Annotated in this window: 18 protein-coding genes and 1 pseudogene; 9 read left to right on the top strand and 10 right to left on the bottom strand. The window is 71.6% G+C overall.

Annotated features, from left to right (window positions below):
• Window positions 1-114 precede the first annotated feature (114 nt).
• The gene (locus tag AB0H81_RS17855) at window positions 115-2,760 is read right to left on the bottom strand and encodes a DUF6493 family protein (protein WP_358375578.1); all 2,646 of its coding nucleotides are present in this window, start codon (window positions 2,758-2,760) and stop codon (window positions 115-117) included.
• A gap of 88 nt (window positions 2,761-2,848) precedes the next feature.
• Here AB0H81_RS17855 and AB0H81_RS17860 point away from each other — a divergent pair, with 88 nt between their 5' ends.
• Both AB0H81_RS17860 and AB0H81_RS17865 read left to right on the top strand, forming a co-directional pair.
• Window positions 2,849-4,630 carry a hypothetical protein gene (locus AB0H81_RS17860; protein WP_358375580.1) on the top strand — a complete coding sequence of 594 codons (1,782 nt, stop codon included), beginning with the start codon at window positions 2,849-2,851 and terminating at the stop codon, window positions 4,628-4,630.
• A gap of 160 nt (window positions 4,631-4,790) precedes the next feature.
• Complete coding sequence (locus AB0H81_RS17865; protein ID WP_358375582.1) at window positions 4,791-5,414, top strand: YigZ family protein; 624 nt, start codon at window positions 4,791-4,793, stop codon at window positions 5,412-5,414.
• 13 nt (window positions 5,415-5,427) lie between these two features.
• On the opposite strand, the gene AB0H81_RS17870 is transcribed toward AB0H81_RS17865, so the two are convergent.
• Window positions 5,428-6,657, bottom strand: coding sequence for an isochorismate synthase (locus tag AB0H81_RS17870; protein ID WP_358375583.1), 1,230 nt, complete (start codon window positions 6,655-6,657; stop codon window positions 5,428-5,430).
• A 241-nt stretch (window positions 6,658-6,898) separates the two neighbouring features.
• Here AB0H81_RS17870 and AB0H81_RS17875 point away from each other — a divergent pair, with 241 nt between their 5' ends.
• Window positions 6,899-7,753, top strand: a complete 855-nt coding sequence (locus AB0H81_RS17875) for a GDSL-type esterase/lipase family protein (protein ID WP_358375585.1) — start codon at window positions 6,899-6,901, stop codon at window positions 7,751-7,753.
• Between the two features lie 10 nt (window positions 7,754-7,763).
• Here the strand turns inward: AB0H81_RS17875 and AB0H81_RS17880 are convergent, their stop codons facing one another.
• Complete coding sequence (locus AB0H81_RS17880; RefSeq protein ID WP_358375587.1) at window positions 7,764-8,498, bottom strand: HNH endonuclease family protein; 735 nt, start codon at window positions 8,496-8,498, stop codon at window positions 7,764-7,766.
• Between the two features lie 180 nt (window positions 8,499-8,678).
• Between AB0H81_RS17880 and AB0H81_RS17885 the strand changes: the two genes are divergently transcribed.
• Window positions 8,679-9,050: a hypothetical protein gene (locus AB0H81_RS17885; RefSeq protein ID WP_358375589.1), complete on the top strand. Its 372-nt coding sequence runs from the start codon at window positions 8,679-8,681 to the stop codon at window positions 9,048-9,050.
• Window positions 9,051-9,166: 116 nt separating this feature from the next.
• On the opposite strand, the gene AB0H81_RS17890 is transcribed toward AB0H81_RS17885, so the two are convergent.
• Both AB0H81_RS17890 and AB0H81_RS17895 read right to left on the bottom strand, forming a co-directional pair.
• A complete protein-coding gene (locus tag AB0H81_RS17890) occupies window positions 9,167-10,735 on the bottom strand; it encodes a glycosyltransferase family 4 protein (RefSeq protein WP_358375591.1) in 1,569 nt (522 codons plus the stop codon).
• Between the two features lie 853 nt (window positions 10,736-11,588).
• Window positions 11,589-12,635: an Rv2578c family radical SAM protein gene (locus tag AB0H81_RS17895; RefSeq protein WP_358375593.1), complete on the bottom strand. Its 1,047-nt coding sequence runs from the start codon at window positions 12,633-12,635 to the stop codon at window positions 11,589-11,591.
• A gap of 135 nt (window positions 12,636-12,770) precedes the next feature.
• On the opposite strand from AB0H81_RS17895, the gene AB0H81_RS17900 reads away from it, so the two are divergent.
• Window positions 12,771-13,034, top strand: a complete 264-nt coding sequence (locus AB0H81_RS17900; protein WP_358375595.1) for a DUF3040 domain-containing protein — start codon at window positions 12,771-12,773, stop codon at window positions 13,032-13,034.
• Between the two features lie 139 nt (window positions 13,035-13,173).
• Here AB0H81_RS17900 and AB0H81_RS17905 read toward each other — a convergent pair whose 3' ends face one another.
• Window positions 13,174-13,311 carry a DUF1905 domain-containing protein gene (locus AB0H81_RS17905; RefSeq protein ID WP_358375610.1) on the bottom strand — a complete coding sequence of 46 codons (138 nt, stop codon included), beginning with the start codon at window positions 13,309-13,311 and terminating at the stop codon, window positions 13,174-13,176.
• On the bottom strand, window positions 13,302-13,430 hold the full coding sequence (locus AB0H81_RS17910; RefSeq protein ID WP_358375612.1) for a hypothetical protein: 129 nt from the start codon (window positions 13,428-13,430) through the stop codon (window positions 13,302-13,304). Before AB0H81_RS17910 ends, AB0H81_RS17905 begins: the two co-directional genes overlap by 10 nt.
• 63 nt (window positions 13,431-13,493) lie before the next feature.
• Here AB0H81_RS17910 and AB0H81_RS17915 point away from each other — a divergent pair, with 63 nt between their 5' ends.
• Entirely contained in the window at window positions 13,494-14,438 is a 945-nt protein-coding gene (locus AB0H81_RS17915) for a hypothetical protein (protein WP_358375597.1), read from the top strand.
• A 33-nt stretch (window positions 14,439-14,471) separates the two neighbouring features.
• Here AB0H81_RS17915 and AB0H81_RS17920 read toward each other — a convergent pair whose 3' ends face one another.
• The 3 genes from AB0H81_RS17920 to AB0H81_RS17930 form a co-directional block, all read right to left on the bottom strand.
• Window positions 14,472-15,086, bottom strand: coding sequence for an MBL fold metallo-hydrolase (locus tag AB0H81_RS17920; protein ID WP_358375599.1), 615 nt, complete (start codon window positions 15,084-15,086; stop codon window positions 14,472-14,474).
• Window positions 15,083-15,226 (bottom strand): hypothetical protein, encoded by a 144-nt coding sequence (locus AB0H81_RS17925; protein WP_358375601.1) that lies wholly within the window; start codon window positions 15,224-15,226, stop codon window positions 15,083-15,085. Before AB0H81_RS17925 ends, AB0H81_RS17920 begins: the two co-directional genes overlap by 4 nt.
• 134 nt (window positions 15,227-15,360) lie before the next feature.
• Complete coding sequence (locus AB0H81_RS17930; protein ID WP_358375603.1) at window positions 15,361-15,948, bottom strand: NAD(P)H-dependent oxidoreductase; 588 nt, start codon at window positions 15,946-15,948, stop codon at window positions 15,361-15,363.
• A gap of 107 nt (window positions 15,949-16,055) precedes the next feature.
• Between AB0H81_RS17930 and AB0H81_RS17935 the strand changes: the two genes are divergently transcribed.
• The 3 genes and pseudogenes from AB0H81_RS17935 to AB0H81_RS17945 all read left to right on the top strand — a co-directional run.
• Window positions 16,056-16,772 carry a TetR/AcrR family transcriptional regulator C-terminal domain-containing protein gene (locus tag AB0H81_RS17935; RefSeq protein WP_358375605.1) on the top strand — a complete coding sequence of 239 codons (717 nt, stop codon included), beginning with the start codon at window positions 16,056-16,058 and terminating at the stop codon, window positions 16,770-16,772.
• A gap of 253 nt (window positions 16,773-17,025) precedes the next feature.
• On the top strand, window positions 17,026-17,673 hold the full coding sequence (locus AB0H81_RS17940) for a PadR family transcriptional regulator (protein WP_358375607.1): 648 nt from the start codon (window positions 17,026-17,028) through the stop codon (window positions 17,671-17,673).
• 178 nt (window positions 17,674-17,851) lie between these two features.
• A pseudogene (locus AB0H81_RS17945) lies at window positions 17,852-18,101 on the top strand (hypothetical protein); the annotation flags it as partial.

Genomic DNA, 18,101 nt, shown 5'->3' on the forward strand with positions numbered 1-18,101 from the left:
CCCCGGGCGTGATCGACCCACCGGCGAGATCGTGCTCAGGGACGATCTGGGCGGCGCCGAGTTGCCCAACCTGTCCCTCGACGGCCGCCCGGGCCACTACCGGGTCCGCGTGCACTACGCCGCGATCACTTCGTACAGGCGTCGTGCCTGGTGGAGCAGTTGGCTTGAGCCCTTGCGCGCGGCCAGGTCCGCCAGCCTCGGTATGTCGCCCCGCGCCCCGGTCGACTCCGCCGCTCGCACGGCGACCTTGAGCAGCTCGCCCAGCCCGGCTTTGGCCTTCTCGCCGGGCCCGGGCAGCAGCAGCGGGATCGCTTCCTTCAGGGCGGTCCACACCTCGGCGTGCGCCCCGGCTGAGGTGACCTCGTCGAGTACGCCGGTGACCCGATGGAGCTTGACCTGTTCGCCTCGGACCATCCGGCCCACGGCGCGGCCGAGGTCGGCTGCCGGCAGGTCACCGTACGCGGCCAGGGTGATGATCGCGTCGGCGGCGAGCGCCCGCTGGGCGGGGAGCCGATGCCCCATGCCGATGACGATCGCGCCGGCGGTCGCGATGCCCGCGGGGCCGCCGGTGTGCGCCAGGGCGGCCACGACCTCGACCTGGCCGGTAGTGCTGTCCGCGGCCCACGGCAGGCACGCCAGGACGTGGGCCGCGACGGCCTCACGGTGGGACGGCATGGCGGGCGGCCACCACACCATGTGCCGGGAGAAGGGGGGATAGCCGGGCTTGGGGTGCAGCGTCCAGAGTTCGGCGAGCTGCCCGGAGACGCCCTCGGGCGGCGTGAGGCCGGCATGGGCCTCCTGCAGCGACTGCTGGTAGGACGCCGGGCGGTCGAACGCCAGAAGCTCCCACGTGACGACGGGCTCGGGCAGCCCGCCGTCGCGCAGGCAGGCTGCCAGCCGCCGGCCCGCCTGGGACGGCAGTTTCTCCGCCCGCACCACCAGTCCGGGATCGATGTGGCGCGGCAACCGCAGCAGCGCCTGCAGGAAGTCGGTCTCCAGCGGCTCGGTGTCGCCCAGTTCCTCCATGCGCGTGAGCAGGGTCGCGGCGTCGACGTGTCCGGTGGGCGAGGTCGGGGTGGCCAGCAGCACAGGGATCGACTCGCCCCGTTCGAACAGGGACATGACCTCGCGGAAACGCCGCTGGACGAATCGTTGCGGGGCTGGTTCGGAGCTGGGCCAGCGGCTGCTGCTCTCGTTCAGCGTCGCGGTCAGCACACGGCTGTCGGCGGGTGAGACGACGGCCAGCGCGCAACGCGCCAGCAGAGAACGGATGTCCTCGTCGAAGCCGGAAATGCCGTGCGCGTACGTGTGCGCGTCGAACGGATGCCGCCAGTTCGTCTGCCACCAGGGCTGCAACCCCGCCACGACGGCGTCGCGGTCCTGGTGGGTGAGCCTGACCAGAGCGGCGAGGATGCGCTCGAACTGAGCGGGCACCTCCGGCCAGAGCGGTTCGGCCAGCTCGGCGGCCAGTTCCGCGACCGAGGTCATGGGCGGGGCCAGGGCGGGCAGCGGCGTCGCGGTCAGCGTCGCGGCGCTCATGGGCTCCGGCTGGAACTCCTCCACCGCGCCGAAAGCGGCGGCGACCCGTTCGCGCAGGTCGGCGGGCAGCCAGGCGGCCGCCTCGCGGATCGCCTCCCTGCCGGGCTCAGCGGTGTGCGGGGCGAGTTTGACCGCGACACGCACCGCGCGTTCGCGCAGGCTGGGCGTGTCCACGTGGAAGACGGGGGCGAGCGCGGCGACCGCGAGTGCGCCCCTGGACGGCGACGCGGCGGCGATCCACTTCACCGCGGCCGCCATGTACTTCTTCTCCGGCCGGTACGCCAGCGCCTGGACCGCCTCGGCGAACAGCTCCCCGTCGAGCGCCGGCTCCGCCCTCCGCAGCTCCTCCAGCGCGAGCTGCACCACGGGCGAGGACGCCGATGGCACCATCCGTACGAAGTCGGCCACCGGCACCTCGGCCGCCTCCGGCTCCAGCTCCCGCCACATGGTGACGAAGGGGGCGGCCTCGGCCGCGTCGGCTCCGGCCAGGAACCGGCTCACACAGCCGTCGAGCAGCACCTGGCGCGGTACGCGGCCCGTCCCGGCCATCGCGACGAGCTGCCCGAGGACGGTGGGGCCGTCTCCCCAGCCCCGGTCCCACATCAGCCCGTCCGCCACGCCCTGGGCCTGGAACAGGCGGGGCAGCATGTGATCGAGCAGCCGATCGCCGGCGAGCACCCGGTTCGGGTTCAACCGCTGCCGCTCGGCCATACGCAACACCCATCCGGACACGAACGCGTCGTTCTCCGGCGGCTCCGCGCCCGTCTCGATCACCAGCGCCGCGGCCAGATCCCAGTTTCCCAGCGCCTGTATGCGCTGCCACGTCGAACCGGTGGCCGGCCGCAGCCGCTGCACCAGGCGTACGGCCAGGTCGCGCCGCCACTCCTCCGGCCGGTCGCTGAGCACGGACATGACGTGTGCGGCGTCGGCCTCCGGCTTCACCCAGCGCAGCTCACGCCGGTCGAGCCAGCTCGCCACCTGTCCGGGCCCGCCCAGGCAGGCCGCTCCGGCCAGACGGTAGAGGAGGGCCAGCTCGCGTACCCGCTGTTCGGCCTCGAACCCGGAACGCCGGCGTTCGCCGAGATGAGTGGGCAGGTGCCGGGCGGCCACGCGCTTGTCGTCCTCGCCGAGACCGTTCAGGTACGTGACGAGGTTCGCCACCGAGCCTGCCTCGATCCGGTCGAGCAGCTCCTGGACGGCGTTCATGCGGGTGTCTCGCACAACGTGGTGTCGATCATGGGCCGCAGCCTATGGATCCGCACCGACAGTCGGGCGTTGAAGGCCGACCGCCGCGCTAAGATCGCGTCCCGTGCTTTCGGATGATCTCTGGCGGATTATCAGGATCGGCTCGGTAGGTCTGACTCTTGCGGCGGCGCTCGCGGGCCTGGTGCTCGACGACGCCTGGCTCTGGGTGGCCGCCGAATGGTCGCCGCCGACCGCCTATGGGGAATTCCACGCCCGCGGCGGGTTCGACACCCCGACGGTTGTGGCGCTGCTCGTGGCCGCCCTGGTGAAGGCCGCGCTCCTGTGGCTGATCCTGCGCGCCCCCGCGCAGGGACCGCTGGACCGCCGGGCGAAGGCGCTGCGCCGGCTGCTGTATCTGGCGGTGGCGTACATCCTTGTCCTGTGGTACCCGATCGGGCTGCTGCCCGACGCGGTCGACGCGGCATTCCAGCTCGCGCTATGGACCGCGATCGACGTCCTCTACCTGCTCGTCATCCGCTGGCGGTCCCGCGTGCTGCGCGCGGCGGCCGGGGCGATGTTCGCGGTCGAGCTGGCCGGGACGGCCAACCCGCTTCTCGACGAACTCGACCTCCCGGAGCTCGGATCGGGCGGCGTCGTCGAAGTGGGCTTGATGCTGGGCGGAGTGGCGGCGACCATCATCACGGTCGTCGGGCAGCGGCGCGACGGCCGGTGGAGCCGCGGCACGCAGGTCGCCGGGTGGTTGTCGGTGGGAGTCTACGCGCTGGTCATCCCGCTCAACCTTCTCCTCGGAAGGATCTCCAGCGGTCATCTGGCGATGCTGGTCCTTGTGGACGCGGTGGGGCTCGTCAGCACCGTGTGGATCGCGGCGACCGCCCGTGAACTGCCCGCTGAGGACCACCCGGCGGACCTTCCGCCCGCGCGGCGGCGCGTGATCCGCCTCGCGGTGGCGGCCGTGACCGTACTGCCGATCATCGCGATGATCCACCCGGAGCAGACGCCGCACAACACCTACACCGGCTGGTCGATCGACTGCTATGACCGGCCCGGCTTCGGCGACCTGAAACCCGCGGAACGCGACGCCGCGTTCCTGTGCCGAGCGCGGAGCAGAGAGGGCGGAGTCCCGCCCATGTTCCCGGACGACCTGCCGGACCAGGCGATCCTCGCGTACGGGCGGACGCTGTGCCGTACGAAGGACCGCGACGAGCAGGAGGCGATTCTGACGCGGGCCGGGAGCGCGCGGCCCGCCTGGGGCGCGGACCCCTGGGACCTCGTCCACGTCTGCCCGGAGATCGTCGGTGCGACCCATCCCGAGCTGCTGCGGTCGGCCGCGGAGACGGAGGCGGCGAACACCGCCTACATCGCCGAGAAGAACGCGAAGTGCCGCGACCCGTGGCCCCGGGCGAAGGGCGTCGTCCAGGCCACGGCCAACTACTTCCTGTTCGTCGACGGCGATCACGGCTATCTCGTCCACGATCCCGAGGACGAATCGGCCGACGAGGCGGCGGAGCAGGCGATGGACAAGGTCTACGACGACAGCACCCTCATCGGGGTGGCCGGCAGCACGGTGCTCGTCGGGCACGTCGAAGACGTCTCTGATCTGTGCCTCACCGTGAAGGCCTTCCGCGCCGCGCCGCCACAGCGGACGGCCGGGTGGGACCAGGTCACCGAGGTGCCGATCGTCAGCCGCAGCGGCCGGCTCACCGTGCCGGAGAAGGGCGAGGGCGGAGACGCGGGCGCGGGTGCCCCGATGCCGAACCTGGCGATCAAGGGGAAGGGCCGCTACCGGCTCCGTGTCCACGTGCGGGTCGACGAGGCGGGGGAGGAGCAGCACCTGGTCGTCGTGTTCCCGGGGGCGTCGAGGAAGAGGCTCAAGCTGAAGTCGTGAGCGGCCGCGTCGCGCATGCGATGAGGGCCGGCTCGCTCGTCAGGGCGGGGTCGGCGTCGAGCGTCCGGCGGATCGCCTCGCGCAGCGCCGTGCGCGCGTTGACGTCGCCGTTCTCGATCCACGCCGTTGATCTACTTTGTAAAGGCGGTAGCTTGGTGACGTGTCCTCTTCGTACCTCACCCTGAAAACCGCCGTCGAGCACGAGACGGAGGCGCGGCGCTCCCGGTTCGTCTGCGCGGTGGCGCCGGTGAGCGCGGTCGAGGAGGCGCAGGAGTTCATCGCCGGGCGGCGCCGGATCCACGCGGCCGCCACCCACAACTGCACCGCGTACGTGATCGGGCAGCGCGTGCAGAAGGGGGACGACGACGGCGAGCCCGGCGGCACCGCCGGCACCCCCATGGTGCAGGCGCTGGTCGGCCGGGGGTTCAGCGACGTGGTGGCCGTGGTGACGCGCTACTTCGGCGGCGTCCTGCTCGGTGCCGGCGGCCTGGTCCGGGCCTACGGTTCGGCGGTGACGGAGACGTTGGACCGCGCCGAGGCGGTGCGCATGGTGCCGGCCCGGCTGGTGCGCGTGTCGGTGGCGCACGACCAGGCGGGACGGGTGGAGAACGGCCTGCGCGCGTCGCGGTACGCCGTGCGCGACGTGGCGTACGGGCCGGCCGTCGAGTTCGCGGTGGCGGTGGGGGAGGACGAGGTGCCCGCGTTCACCGCGTGGCTGGCGACGCTCACCGCCGGGCGGGCCCGCGTGGAGACCGGCGAGGGCATCCACGTCCCGTCGGCCTGAGACGGCGAGGCGCTCACCCCTCCAGGGCGTACTGCATGACGCGGAACTTCGCCTGGGCCTCGGCCAGCTCCGACGCCGGGTCGGAGTTGCCCATGATGCCGCCTCCCGCGAACAGTCGGGCGCGGCGCCCCTCCACGATCGCCGAGCGCAGGGCGATGCCCCACTCGCCGTCGCCGTGGGCGTCGATCCAGCCCACCGGCCCGGCGTACCCGGCGCGGTCCATGCCCTCCAGCTCGCGGATCACCTCGATCGCCGTGCCGGTCGGGGTGCCGCCGACGGCGGCGGTCGGGTGCATGGCCGCGACGACGTCCAGCACGGACGCCCCGTCGGCCAGCCGCCCGGTGACGTGGCTGGCCAGGTGCTGGACGTTCGGCAGGACCAGCAGCTCCGGCTCGTCGGGGGTGTGGAGGGAGGCGCAGAGCGGCGCGAGCGTCTGCCGGACCGACGCGATCGCGCACTCGTGCTCGTGCCGGTCCTTCTCGGAGGCGAACAGCGCCGCGCCCCGGGCGACGTCGTCGGCGGCGCTGGTGCCACGCGGCGTCGTCCCGGCCAGTACGAGCGACTCGATGTGCTTGCCGGTACGGCGGACCAGCAGTTCGGGGGTGGCGCCCACCAGGCCCGCGACGGAGAACGTGTAGCACTCCGGGTAGCGGCGGCTGAGGCGGGCCAGCAGGAGCCGAATGTCGATGGGCCGTTCGGCGGTGGCGAGCAGGTCGCGGGCGAGGACGACCTTCTCCAGCTCGCCGGCGCGGATGCGGCGCGAGGCGCGGGCGACGATGTGCTCCCACTCGGGCGCGGTGAGGCTGCCGTCGCTGTAGCGGATGCGGCCCGGCGTACGGATCGGGGTGAACGGCTGCAGGCCCGGCTCGCCCACGGTCGTGAGCCAGGCGCGGCCGTCGCGGCGGGCCAGGATCGTCCGGGGGACGATCAGCGTGGAGCCGGGCGCGTTCTCGTCGAAGGTGAACGTGCCGAAGGCGACCGGCCCGGACCCGGGCGTCTTGACCGCGTCGTCGATGTGGGCGTCGCCGAGCACCTCGGCCAGCCACTCACGGGCCCACGCGAAACGGCGCGGACCCGGCGGCACCTCCACGCGAGCGGCCTCCCCCCAGCCGACGAGCCCCTCGCCGTGCCGGATCCACGCGAACGGCGCGGTCTTCGGCAGGGAAGCCAGCAGGTCACCGGGGTCGCCCACGGGCGTGGTGCGAACCGGTAGCGGGCGGGTGGTTCCGAGCGCGACACTCACTCAAGACACTCTATGCGGGAACTGAACACGTTCGACTGTGACCCCCTGGAATGGGGAGTAACGGTCATAGATCCAAGAAAAAGCAGCATATTTGCGGACGTGCGGCCTTGTTGGCGGTATCGCCGCCTCCGGCCCGGCCCGCGGCGGGACTGTCAAGCCGGGATATGAAGTCGGTTGTGAAATGGCCCACCTTCCCCGCCGGTCATAGTGGGTCCAAGATCGGATCCCTACCTTGGGGGCCATGTTCCCTCGCCTCCTCGCCGCCGTGGTCCTCCTGTCCGGCTCCGGCGTCCTGCACGGCTCCGGCGCCGCGCGGGCCGCCACCGGTGTCCCCGTGCCGACGTCGATGGTGGCACTCGGCGACTCGATCTCCAGCGGATTCAACGCCTGCGGCTGGTACGTGTCGTGCACCTCCCGGTCGTGGTCCGCGGGCGACAACGCGGAGGTCACCAGCCACTACCTGCGGCTGCTGCGCCTCGACGGCGACATCCGGGGGCACAACCGCAACCTCGCCGTGCCCGGCTCCACCAGCGCCGGCCTGATGAACCAGGTGCGTCAGGCCATCGAGCTCAAGCCGGGCTACGTGACGATCCTCATCGGCGCCCAGGACGCGTGCGTGGGAACCGAGCGCGAGATGACGCCGGTGGCGGTGTACCGGCAGCGGCTGGACGCGGCGCTGGCGGCGCTGCGCGAGGGGGTGCCAGGCGTGCGGGTGTTCATGGCCAGCGTCCCGGACCTGCGGCGGCTGTGGCAGGTCGGCAGGAGCCACGCCATCGCCAGGACGTTCTGGACGGCCGGGCACATCTGCCAGTCCATGCTGGCGCGTCCCTCGTCGGTCAAGCGGGCCGACATGCAGCGGCGCGCGCGGGTGCGCGACAGGGTGATCGCCTACAACGAGGAGGCGGCCGAGGCGTGCGCCGCTCTGGGCGACTCCTGCCGCACGGATGAGGGGGAGGTGTTCCGCTTCCGGTTCACGCTCGACCACATCAGCAAGTGGGACTTCTTCCACCCGAACGCCGCCGGCCAGCGGGTGTTGGCCGAGGCGACGTTCGGCCACGGCTTCGAGTGGTCGGACGACGGGCAGGACACCAGATGACGCCGATCGGTCAGCGGCACTGGGCGAGCATGGTCCGCTTGTCGGCCGGGGTGACCGGCACGTCGTACTTGACGGCGACCTGGGCGAAACGGGTCACGTAGGCGCAGCGGATGCGGCGGCGGGGCGGCAGCCAGCTCGCCGGGCCGGAGGCGTCCTTCTGCTCGTTCGCGGCGCCGTCCACGGGCAGGAGGTTGAGCGGGTCGTTGGCGAAGTCCAGCCGCTTGGACATCGGCCAGCGGGCGGCGGCCATCCGCCACGCGTAGGCGAGCGGGACGACGTGGTCCACCTGTACCTCGTCGGCGTCGGACTTGCGCCACGCGATGGCCTTGCCGGTGTACGGGTCGGCCAGCCGCATGGCGACGACCACGCACCGCGACCCCTTGCGGTAGCGGACGTCCTGGCCGTCGCGGGCGAGCAGGTCGTCGCGGGTGCGGCAGCCGTTGCCCGCGTACGGGACGCTCGGGGCGGTGTCGGCCCAGTTGTCGCCGTACCGGGTGCGCGTGTACCCCGTGGCGGGGCCGCGGCCCTTGACGCGCAGCCGGGAGATGAGCCTGCGGGCGGCGGCCCGGTCGGCGTCGGAGGTGATGGGGGCGAGGCCGGGGCGGGTGCCGCCGCGGTTGGCCAGTGGGCTGGTGGCGGTGTTGGCGGCGGTGCCGTGGGTGGCCTGGGTGCCCTTCGCGGTGCCGAAGAGGGAGATGACGAGGACGCCTCCCGCGATGAGGGCGACCGTGTCCTTTGTGCTCAAGCACGCCTCCGATGGGGGGTGACGGGTGTTGGGCACAGATCTCTAGAGAGATTCCCGGCATAGCCGACTTCGACACTTAAGGCGGGAGAGCCGGCGGGTGGCGGGTGCTCGTCGAGGATCTCGAGGCGTCCGCTCGGTGACGTCGCGCACCAGGGAGGCGCCAGGGAGAAGGCCGCGGGCGTGCTGTGCGGGCTGCTCAGCCCGGGCTCGTCCATGCTGTTCGTGACCGGACGAGCCGGGCCGCGCGAGCGCTGGGAGGCGTGGCCCGACGAGGCGGCGCAACCGGTCGAGTGCCCGGCCGGGTGTGACGCTGCCCCAACCGGCCGGTCACGCCTGGCCGGCGGCCGCGCGCTCTCCGCGGGACGGACGTACGTGGGCGTGGGCGGAAGCCTCAAGGCGCCGTCGCGCCCGTGGTGGCACGTCCTGGCGTCGTGCGGGCCCGCACGGGAGTCGCCTCCCGCGCGGGTGGTCGTGGCCGGGCGCATCGCGAACAGTGGCCGGCCGGTGTGCCGCGCCAAGGGCGTTGCCTGGCGTGGCGCGAACGGTCGCTGACGAGCGGGCGCCACTCTTGTCGTCGGGCGCCCGACCTGGCCGCGCCGGCCGGGGCGCGGTCCGGCGCGTCGTGAACGGTCGCGTCATGAACGGTCGCGTCGTACGGGCCGGTCGCGCTACGCGGACGGGGCGGTGGCCTCGTTCACGGTCTGGCGGCGCGGCTCGAAAGCACCCCGGCCCGGCACGTCACCGGGACGGTCGAGCCGACGGACGCCCTCCTCCGGACCGGCGCTCTCGTCGCGCTCGTCGTCGCCGGACTCGTCCTCGTCCCGGGCGTCCTCGGAGTCCCGGAAGTCGTCGTCCCCGGCCTCGTTCTCGTCCTGGGCGTCGTCGGCGTCGTCACGGGCGTCGCCGGCTCGGGCCTCGGAGACCTCCCGGGGCCCGGAGGCGTCCTGGGGGTCGGTGGTGGTGGGAGCCGGGGGCTCCGGCTTGACGTACGTGCCGTTGCGGCGGGCCAGCAGCTCCTCCAGCAGGGCGTCCCACTGCGCGCCGACGGCGTCGACGTCGTACGTGCGGGCCGTCTCCAGAGCCCCGGCCGCCAGCCGGCGGCGCAGGTCCTCGTCCTCGATCACCCGGATGATCGCCGCGGCGAGGTTGGCGTTGGTACGGGGCTTGACGAGCAGCCCGTCCACCTCGTCGGTGATCATCTCCTTGGGCCCGTGCGGACTGTTGAAGCTGACGATCGCCAATCCCTTGGCCATGGCCTCCAGGATCGTCATCGGGAAGCCCTCGTGCCGCGAGCTCAGCACGAAGATCGAGGCCTTCTCCAGGTCGGCGCCCACGTCCGAGGTCGGGCCGGGCAGCACGACCTTGCCCTCGAGGCCGGCCTCGGTGATCTGGGCGCGCAGGTTGTCCTCCTGCGGTCCCGCCCCGTAGATGCGCAGCTGCCAGTCCGGGTGCGACTGTGCGACCGTCTCCCACGCGGTGATCAGCCGGTGGAAGCCCTTGAGCCGGGTCATGCGGCCGACGGCCACGACCACCTTGGAGTTCAGGTCCGCCGTGCCGCCTCCCATGGGGGGCACGGCGTTGGGGATCCGCACCAGGCGCCTGGGCTTCTTCGGCAGCGTGTTGCGGTAGTCGCGCAGGTCGGCCTTGGTCAGCGTGGTGAGCGCGTCGAAGCGGCGGTAACGCCACTTGATGAGCTCCTGCATCGGCTCGACCTGGGTGCGCAGGGCCACGTGCTCCTGGCCGACGGTGATGACGCTGGGCAGCGCGAGCTGGGCCATCGCCAGGTTCAGCCCGGGCCGGGTGGCCATGAGGACGCCGGTGTCGAGGGAGCGGATGTAGCGGGCGAGCTTGAGGTCGGTCCACAGGTTGAACCGGTGGTAGGCGGTCTCCTCCTTGGGGATCAACCGGCTCGGCATCTTCGACAGCATCGCCCGCATCGGGTCCGCGCTCGGGTCCAGCCGATCGTCCAGGAAGCGGAACTTGACCCGCGGGTCGATCGGGAAGAACGGCTCCTCGGCTTCCTTCAGGATGCTGACGATCTCCACGTCGTGCTCGCGCGCCAGGTAGCTGGCCAGGTTGAACACGGTCCTGATCGTGCCGCCCATGCCGTTGGCGTGGAGCAGCAGGATCCGCACCTGATGAATGGAAGGGGGCGGTGCTTTGCGCACCTTGCGCCGGTTGTAGCCCTTGTACAGTCTGACCATCGCCGACTTGCCCTTGCGTGCCAGTGCGCGCACCTGCGGGGTCCCCCTTGACTTGAGAGTGTCACAACACACGTGGCCGGTGGCGAGCCGCTCTCACCACCGGCTAATTGTCTCGCTTCGGCGGAGTGCACCATTCATCCCCGTGGCACTATCCCCACCTATGATCATTAGACGCCGCAAATACTCTTAAGGTTGCATCGGTGATCGAGCCGAGACCCTGGCGCGCTGAAGGTCCCGTCTGAAGGCCCAGTGTGTGGGTTCCGTGTGGCGTGGTCGTCCGGCCTGAGAGTTGTGGCCGACGGCCCCGCCCGGCGCAGGGTTGCCGACGGCCGCCGCACCAGGTGGTTCGACGTCCCTTGGCAGGTGGTCGGCCGGCCGCCCTGCATCAGGTGGTCGGCCGCCCCCCGAGCCAGGTCGCCGGCCGTCCCTCTGAACCAGGTGGCCGGCGGCTTCCCGGTGAACCCGGATACGGGGAGCGCCGGGGCGAAGGTTGTGCTGGGGGCGAAGGTGCGCCGGGGGAAGGGCGCCTCGGTGCGAAGGCTGCATCGACGTCGCCGGATGCGGTCCCGGGATGGCGTGACGTCCCGGTGGGGGGTGAGGCAGCCGGGACGTGGCCGCGGCTGCCCCTCAGGTCACCGGCTAGGCCTCGTCCGGCTTGCGGGTGTCCTTCTTGGCGTCCTTGACCTGCCTGCTGGTCTTGATCGCTTCCTTCTTGGACTTGCCGGACTTGGTGGCCGGTTTCTTCTTGGTGTCTGCCATGGTTTCCCCCGTGTGGCTATGGTGCCCGAACGGCACACTAAGCCGCTTAATACCCATTCAGCCCCGAAACCCGACATAGCATCACCAGTGAGTCGGAACGGTATCCGTCCCAGCGGCCTCAAGCCCGTCAGAGCAGGCTGAGCTGCTCCGGCGCTGGGTCGGCGGGGGCGGGCGGTGCCGCGGGAGAGGGCGGGCCGATGCGGCGCCTCTGCCGCGAGGTGGCGGCGCCCACCTTGTGGCGCTCGGCCAGGCCCCTGACCTGCTCGGTGATCCGCCGCTGGTACTCCCGCGGCGCGTAGGCGCCCCTGCCGTACAGCTCCAGGTAGCGCGGCACGAGACGCGGATGCTCGCGGGAGAGCCACGCCAGCCACCACTCGCGCGCTCCCGGCCGCAGGTGGAGCACGATCGGCGCGATGTGCGTCGCGCCCGCCTCCGCGATCTCCCTGACCGTGCGCTCGAGCTGGGCCGGGGAGTCGGTGAGATAGGGCAGGATCGGCGCCATCAGCACGCCGCAGCCGATGCCGCGTTCGTTGAGGGTGGCGCACACCTCAAGGCGCCGCCGCGGGTCGGGGGTGCCGGGCTCGACCGAGCGCCAGACGTCGGCGTCGATGAAGCCGACCGACACGCTGACGCCGACCTCGGTGACCTCGGCCGCCTCGGTGAGCAGGTCGAGGTCGCGCAGGATCAGCGTGCCCTTGGTGAGAATGGAGAACGGGTTGGCCGCGTCGCGCAGCGCGCCCAGGATGCCTGGCATGAGCCGGTAGCGGCCCTCGGCGCGCTGGTAGCAGTCGACGTTGGTGCCCATGGCGACGTGCTGCCCCCGCCAGCCCGGGGCGGCCAGCTCCCTGCGGGCCAGGTCGGCGGAGTTGACCTTCACGACGATCTTGGAGTCGAAGTCCGCCCCGGTGTCGAGGTCGAGGTAGCGGTGGGTGTTGCGGGCGAAGCAGTAGACGCAGCGGTGACCGCACCCCCGATAGGGGTTGATCGTGTACTCGAACGGGACGCGGCTGGCGGCCGGCACCCGGTTGATGATCGAGCGGGCGTGGATCTCGTAGAACGTCATGCCCCGGAACTCGGGGGTGTCGAAGGTGCGCGTGACCGCTCCACGGGCGAACAGCGGCACGACCGGATCATCCGCATTCGCGGCTGTCAGGCGGAGGTTGTCCCAGCGCATGCCACTGATTAGAACAGAAGTTCGAGCGTGATCGCAAACGGAAAAGAGGCGGCAATTACCTGACAGGGCGGGGGCTAATGATCTTCAGGGTTGGGCAGAACACCCGCACAGAGCTTGCGTTCCGGAGGTGCATCCATGGCCTGGTCGCAGGACGAGGAGCGATTGCTGGCACAGATCGAGCGGCACCTCGTCGATGACGATCCCCGTCTCGTGGCGCGGCTGGAGTCGTTCAACGAGCGAGTCCGCCGCAACGAGGCGAAGGCCGCCGGCCAGGGGCCCCTCAGTCGGAGGCCGCGTCGCTCCACGGTCATCATCCTGATCAGCTGGGTGCTCATCGCCACGCTGGTGGCCGCCCTGCTGGTCATGGTGCTTCAGCATGGAAGCGTCACGTCCTTCTGATCCCGCAATTCCCCGGCTCGGCCCATGTGTAGCCGTCTTGGGTGGATTTTTGAGGCTTTGTTTGGTGATCAGATGGGGCGTCCGCAGGCGTCCTGGAAGGGCGAAAGGCCGAACCCGGCATCGGTTCGGACATCGACGGTCAGCACGTCCCCCATGTCGAGCCTTCAGCGTGGCGAACCCCCGCCTTCACCGGCACCACATGACTGCCGTCCTTGGGGGACAGTGAGGTCTTCCACCGGGTTCCGTTGATCTGGGCCGCGACCGGGATCAGGCCCAGCCGTAGCTCACCGCGGCGCCGGCCATGCGCAGCGCGTGACGCTCGTCCGGGACGGTGATGAAGTGCCACGGGGCCGGCCCTCTCCAGAGCCACATGTCGCCGCTGAACTCGACGTTCATCGGAGCAGCGTAGAAGCCATCCGGTCGAGCGGGCGAACGCGCCCCCATGAGAAGATCCACAGCATGACTGGCGCCTCTGACTCGGATCCCCTCGGTCTCCCCAAGCCCCGGACGGCCGGTTCCGCGGTACGGGTGGCGAGTGTCGGGCAGATCGGCGGTCTGCGTCCGCGTCGCCGCCCCGGTGACGGCGGTGACGTGGACGGGGCCGACATCGACCTGGTCGACGGGCTGGGTCTGATCAGCCGGCGCACGGTGGCCGCCTGGCTGCACGAAGCCCCCTCACACGGCGCCCGGCGGTTCCGCCTGCGGACGCTCGCCTCGTTCCTGCGCTGGCTGCGCGCCGGCCATCCGGGCCTCGCCCTGCTCGACGCCACCGGGGTGCACGTCCGCCAGTACTGTGACGCGGCCCTGGCCGGTCGTCTGCCTCAGAGTCCGGGCAGGTCCCTGGCCAGGGCGACGGTGAGCAGGAGACACGCGGCCCTGACCTCGCTCTACCACTTCGCCTGGGAGGCCGGCTCCATCCGGGCCGGTCACGACGACCACACCAGGGCGGCCCCTGCCCCCACCACGAGCGGGACGGTCACGCTCACCCGCGACGAACGCCGGTCGCTGCGCCTGGGCGTCGCCAAGCTGGCGGCCGAGGGCCACACGGCGGAGGCGGCCGCGGTCGCCCTGCTGGACGCGACCGGCGCTCCGGCCGAGGCGGTGGCCGGTGTGACCCGGCAGGACCTCCGCGTCGTCGCGGACGGCCACGGGGGTCAGCACGTCGTCATCGTCCTCCATCCCGGACACGATGACGCCGCCGCCTTCGTGCTCCCGCCGCTGACCTGCCGGCTGCTGCGGGCGCTCTGCGGCGAACGGGCGGCCACAGAGCCGATCTTCGGCCGGAACGGCGGGCCCGGCGCCGGATGGTTCCGCGCCGCGCTCGCCCGCGTCGCCCTCGCCGGCGGCATCCCCGAGCAGCGGGCGGCGCAGCTGGTCCCGCGCATGCTGCGTACCGCGCCGTAGATCGCGTCAGGCGCCGGTGGTCACCGCATCGATCTAGAGATCGACCGAATCGCCCACGGGGATGCGGGCGTAGTCGGTCTCCTCCTCGAGCCACGCGTCGAAGTACTCCAGACCGACCTCGCTGAGCTGGATGTCGTGGATCGGGAATGCGCGGGCCGGCCGGACGCCTCGGACGAAGGTGATGGCCTCGCCGATCTTCACCCAGGGGCCGGCCGCCGGGACCAGCAGGGTGTCGACCTCGTCGGCGGGGACGAACAGGGAGTCTCCCGGGTGGTAGAGGCCGTCCACGATGAACCCGAGGTTCGGGCAGCCGGGCAGTCCGTCGATGACCTCGGCGTGCACGCCGCCCACGGCCTTCACGGCGAAGCCGGCGGCGGTGAAGGTCTCATCCGCGCCGACCGCGGCCGCTCCCTCGCCGAGCTCGGCGGCCAGCGCCGCATGGGTGTGGACGGTCAGCGCGGGGTTGCCGGCCCGGGCTGCCTCGAGTGCCTTGACGTCGACGTGGTCGGGGTGCTCGTGGGAGACGAGCACGGCCGTGGCTCCGGCCAACGCCGTCTTCGCGTCGGAGAAGGTGCCCGGGTCGATCACCAGCGCCCGATCGCCGTTCTGGACACGTACACAGGCGTGCCCGAAATGCGTCAGTCTCACCGGATCACCCGCTCGGCGTCGAGGCCGACGCGATCAACGCCCGGCGCGTTCCGGTCCATGGAGGACCGGCGCTCTTCCGGCAACGTGCCGCGCAGCGCCGCCGAGCCAGGCCGATCGCGGCGGTAACGGAAGAACCGCATGTCGAGACTCCTTGTCATGGGACGCGGCGAAGGCTCCGTCGTCCGAGTCGATGGGCGGGGGTGGATGCGCCGGCGTCGGTGCGGTCGGTGGTGCCGGTCCGCGGTCCGGGGACTCCAAGGCGGGTCATGGCGCCTCAGACGGCGTAGGGGCGGGCGGCCCTGGCCTCGCGCAGCCCGTACGCCCACCAGGCGAGCCGGTCCAGCATGACCTTGGCGGCGGCGTCGGCGGCCGGGTCGAGGGCCTTGCCGTCGCCGTCGAACTGCGCCCACGGATGCTGCAGGCCGACGCTGTCGCGGAGGGTGACGGCGTGCAGTTCGACCAGCACCAGCCGCAGCTGCTCGACCGCGCGCAGCCCGGCGGAGAAGGCGCCGTAGGAGACGAAGGCGACGGGCTTGGCCTGCCATTCGGTGCCGTGCCAGTCGATGGCGTTCTTCAGCGCGGCCGGGAAACTGTGGTTGTACTCGGGCGTCACGATGACGAAGGCGTCGGCCGCCGCCAGCCGCGGCGAGACGGCCGCCAGCAGGTCCCTGTCCTCCTGGGAGGAGGGCGGCTGCCCGAGCACAGGCAGAACCGTCGGCAGCGGGGTCTGCGCCAGGTCGATCAGGTCGGCGCTCATGTCGTCGCGCTGGTGCAGGTGGTTCATGATCCAGTTCGCCACGGCGGGGCCGAAGCGCCCCTCGCGGACGCTGCCGAGAATGACGGTGACCTTGAGCATGTCCATCCCTTATGTGTACATCGTACATTAGGTGATACAACGTACACAGCCGTGTGTACGTTGTCTACTGCTGATACGTTGTATCGAAACGTGGAGGAGAGAGGGCCGGTGGCATGAGCACCGACAAGAGCACATCGCTGTGGGAGCGGCTGGAGCGGCCGGCACCGGCTCCCCGTCAGCTCCTGTCGCCGCAGCGCATCGCCACGGCCGCCGTCGCGATCGCCGACGCCGAAGGTCTGGAGGCGATCACCATGCGCCGCCTGGCCGCCGAGCTGAGCGTCGCCCCCATGGCGCCCTACCGTTACGTGTCCGGCAAGGACGACCTGCTGGAACTCATGGTCGACCATGTCTACGCCGACCTGCGCCTGCCCGACGGCCTCGGCTGGCGGGAGAGCCTGCGCGCGCTCGCCATGAGCACGCGCGAGCTGATGCTCGACCACCGATGGCTGGCCCAGCTGCCGCCACAGGCCAAGCTCGCCCTCACGCCCCGCCGGATGGCCGTGGCCGAGAAGGCCCTGGCGGCGCTCGACGGCCTCGGTCTGGACGCCGACACCATGATGAGCGTCTTTCGCGGCGTGGACGCCTACGTGCACGGCGCCATGAGCTACGAGAGCGCCGTCAGCGCCCTCATGAGCGAGCAGAGCCTGTCCAGCGGCGACGAACTGCGCGGCGAACTCGCCCCGCTCATGACCTGGCACATGCGGACCGGCCGCTATCCCACCTTCCAGCACTACCTGCGCACCGCCACCCGCAAGGACGACGCGCGATGGCAGTTCGACCTCGGCCTCGACTGCCTCCTCGACGGCATCGCCGCCCGCCTGGACATCTGACGAAGCCCGGATCGGCGCGGACGGGTGGCCGGCGCCGCGAGGAGACACTCGACGCCATGTGCTCACCGGACCGGGGCCCGCACGACGTGGGCAATCGGCGCAGACGTGATGGTCACCATCTCGCCGGTGAGCAGGAGGGCAGGAGCACCGGGAATCGGCTGGATTGCGAGCCGTACAGGGCTGTGCAGACGATGCTCGCCGACGTATACTCGTAAACGAGTATTCGTGAACGAGCGAGTGTGGAGGCCCCGAGATGGTGAAGCGGCGGAAGGTGGGCAGCCTGCTGGCGCTCGCCGTGCTCTCCGTCGTGGCCCAGCGCCCGATGCACGCCTACGAGATGGCCTCCGTCCTGCGGTCCCGCGGCAAGGACCAGGACATGGCGATCAAGTGGGGGTCCCTCTACACCGTCGTCCACAACCTGGCCCGGCACGGCCTGCTGAGGGAGGCCGGCAGTGACCGGCAGGGCGGCCGGCCCGAGCGCACCGTCTACGAGATCACCGAGGAGGGGCGCGCCGAGCTGGCCGACTGGACCCGCGAGCTGCTGTCCGACCCCGAGGAGGCGCCGCGCAGGTTCGAGGCGGGGCTGTCGGTCATGGCCGGGCTGCCTCCCGAGGAGGTGACCGCGCTGCTGCGCCGGCGGCTCGACGCCCTGCAAGACCTGATCGCCGCCCAGCGGGAGGCGCTGGAGCGTGACACCGGCGGGCTTCCGCGGCTGTTCGTCCTGGAGTCGGAGTACGGCCTGGCGATGCGTGAGGCCGAGGCCGCGTGGACCCGGGCGCTGCTGGACGAGCTGGCCGGCGGCACGTTCCCCCGGCTGGAGGAGTGGCGCGCCTTCCACGGGACGGGCCGCCTCCCCGCGGACGTCGCCGAGCTGGCCGAAGGGGGGCGCGTCACGGACTGACCCGAACACGCATGAAGGCCCCGGCGGAGGTGCGGGAACACCGCCGCCGGAGCCCTCGGAAAACCTCGAAGCGAAACCCGCGCGGGGCGGATCCCGGCCACGAGATGGCACTCGCAAGCATATCCGGGCCTCCCAGCGTGGACTTCTGGCACGTCCACACCACGGATGGGGAACGACCATGCGCAACGTGAAGACCGCCGTCAAGCACGTGACCTCGGCCGACGGCACCGCCATCGCCTACCGCACCCTCGGCTCCGGGCCCGGACTGGTGCTGCTGCACGGCATGATGCAGAGCGGGCCGAGCAACATCGAACTGGCCCGCGCGCTGGCCGGCACGCCCGGCTGGCAGCCGATGACCCCGTTCCCGCACCGGGACAAGATCGTGAGCATCGACCGGCCCGAGGGCTGCGTCGGCATCGGCCGCACCT

Origin of the sequence: Nonomuraea sp. NPDC050691 (genome assembly GCF_040654455.1) — a bacterium.
GTDB lineage: Bacteria > Actinomycetota > Actinomycetes > Streptosporangiales > Streptosporangiaceae > Nonomuraea.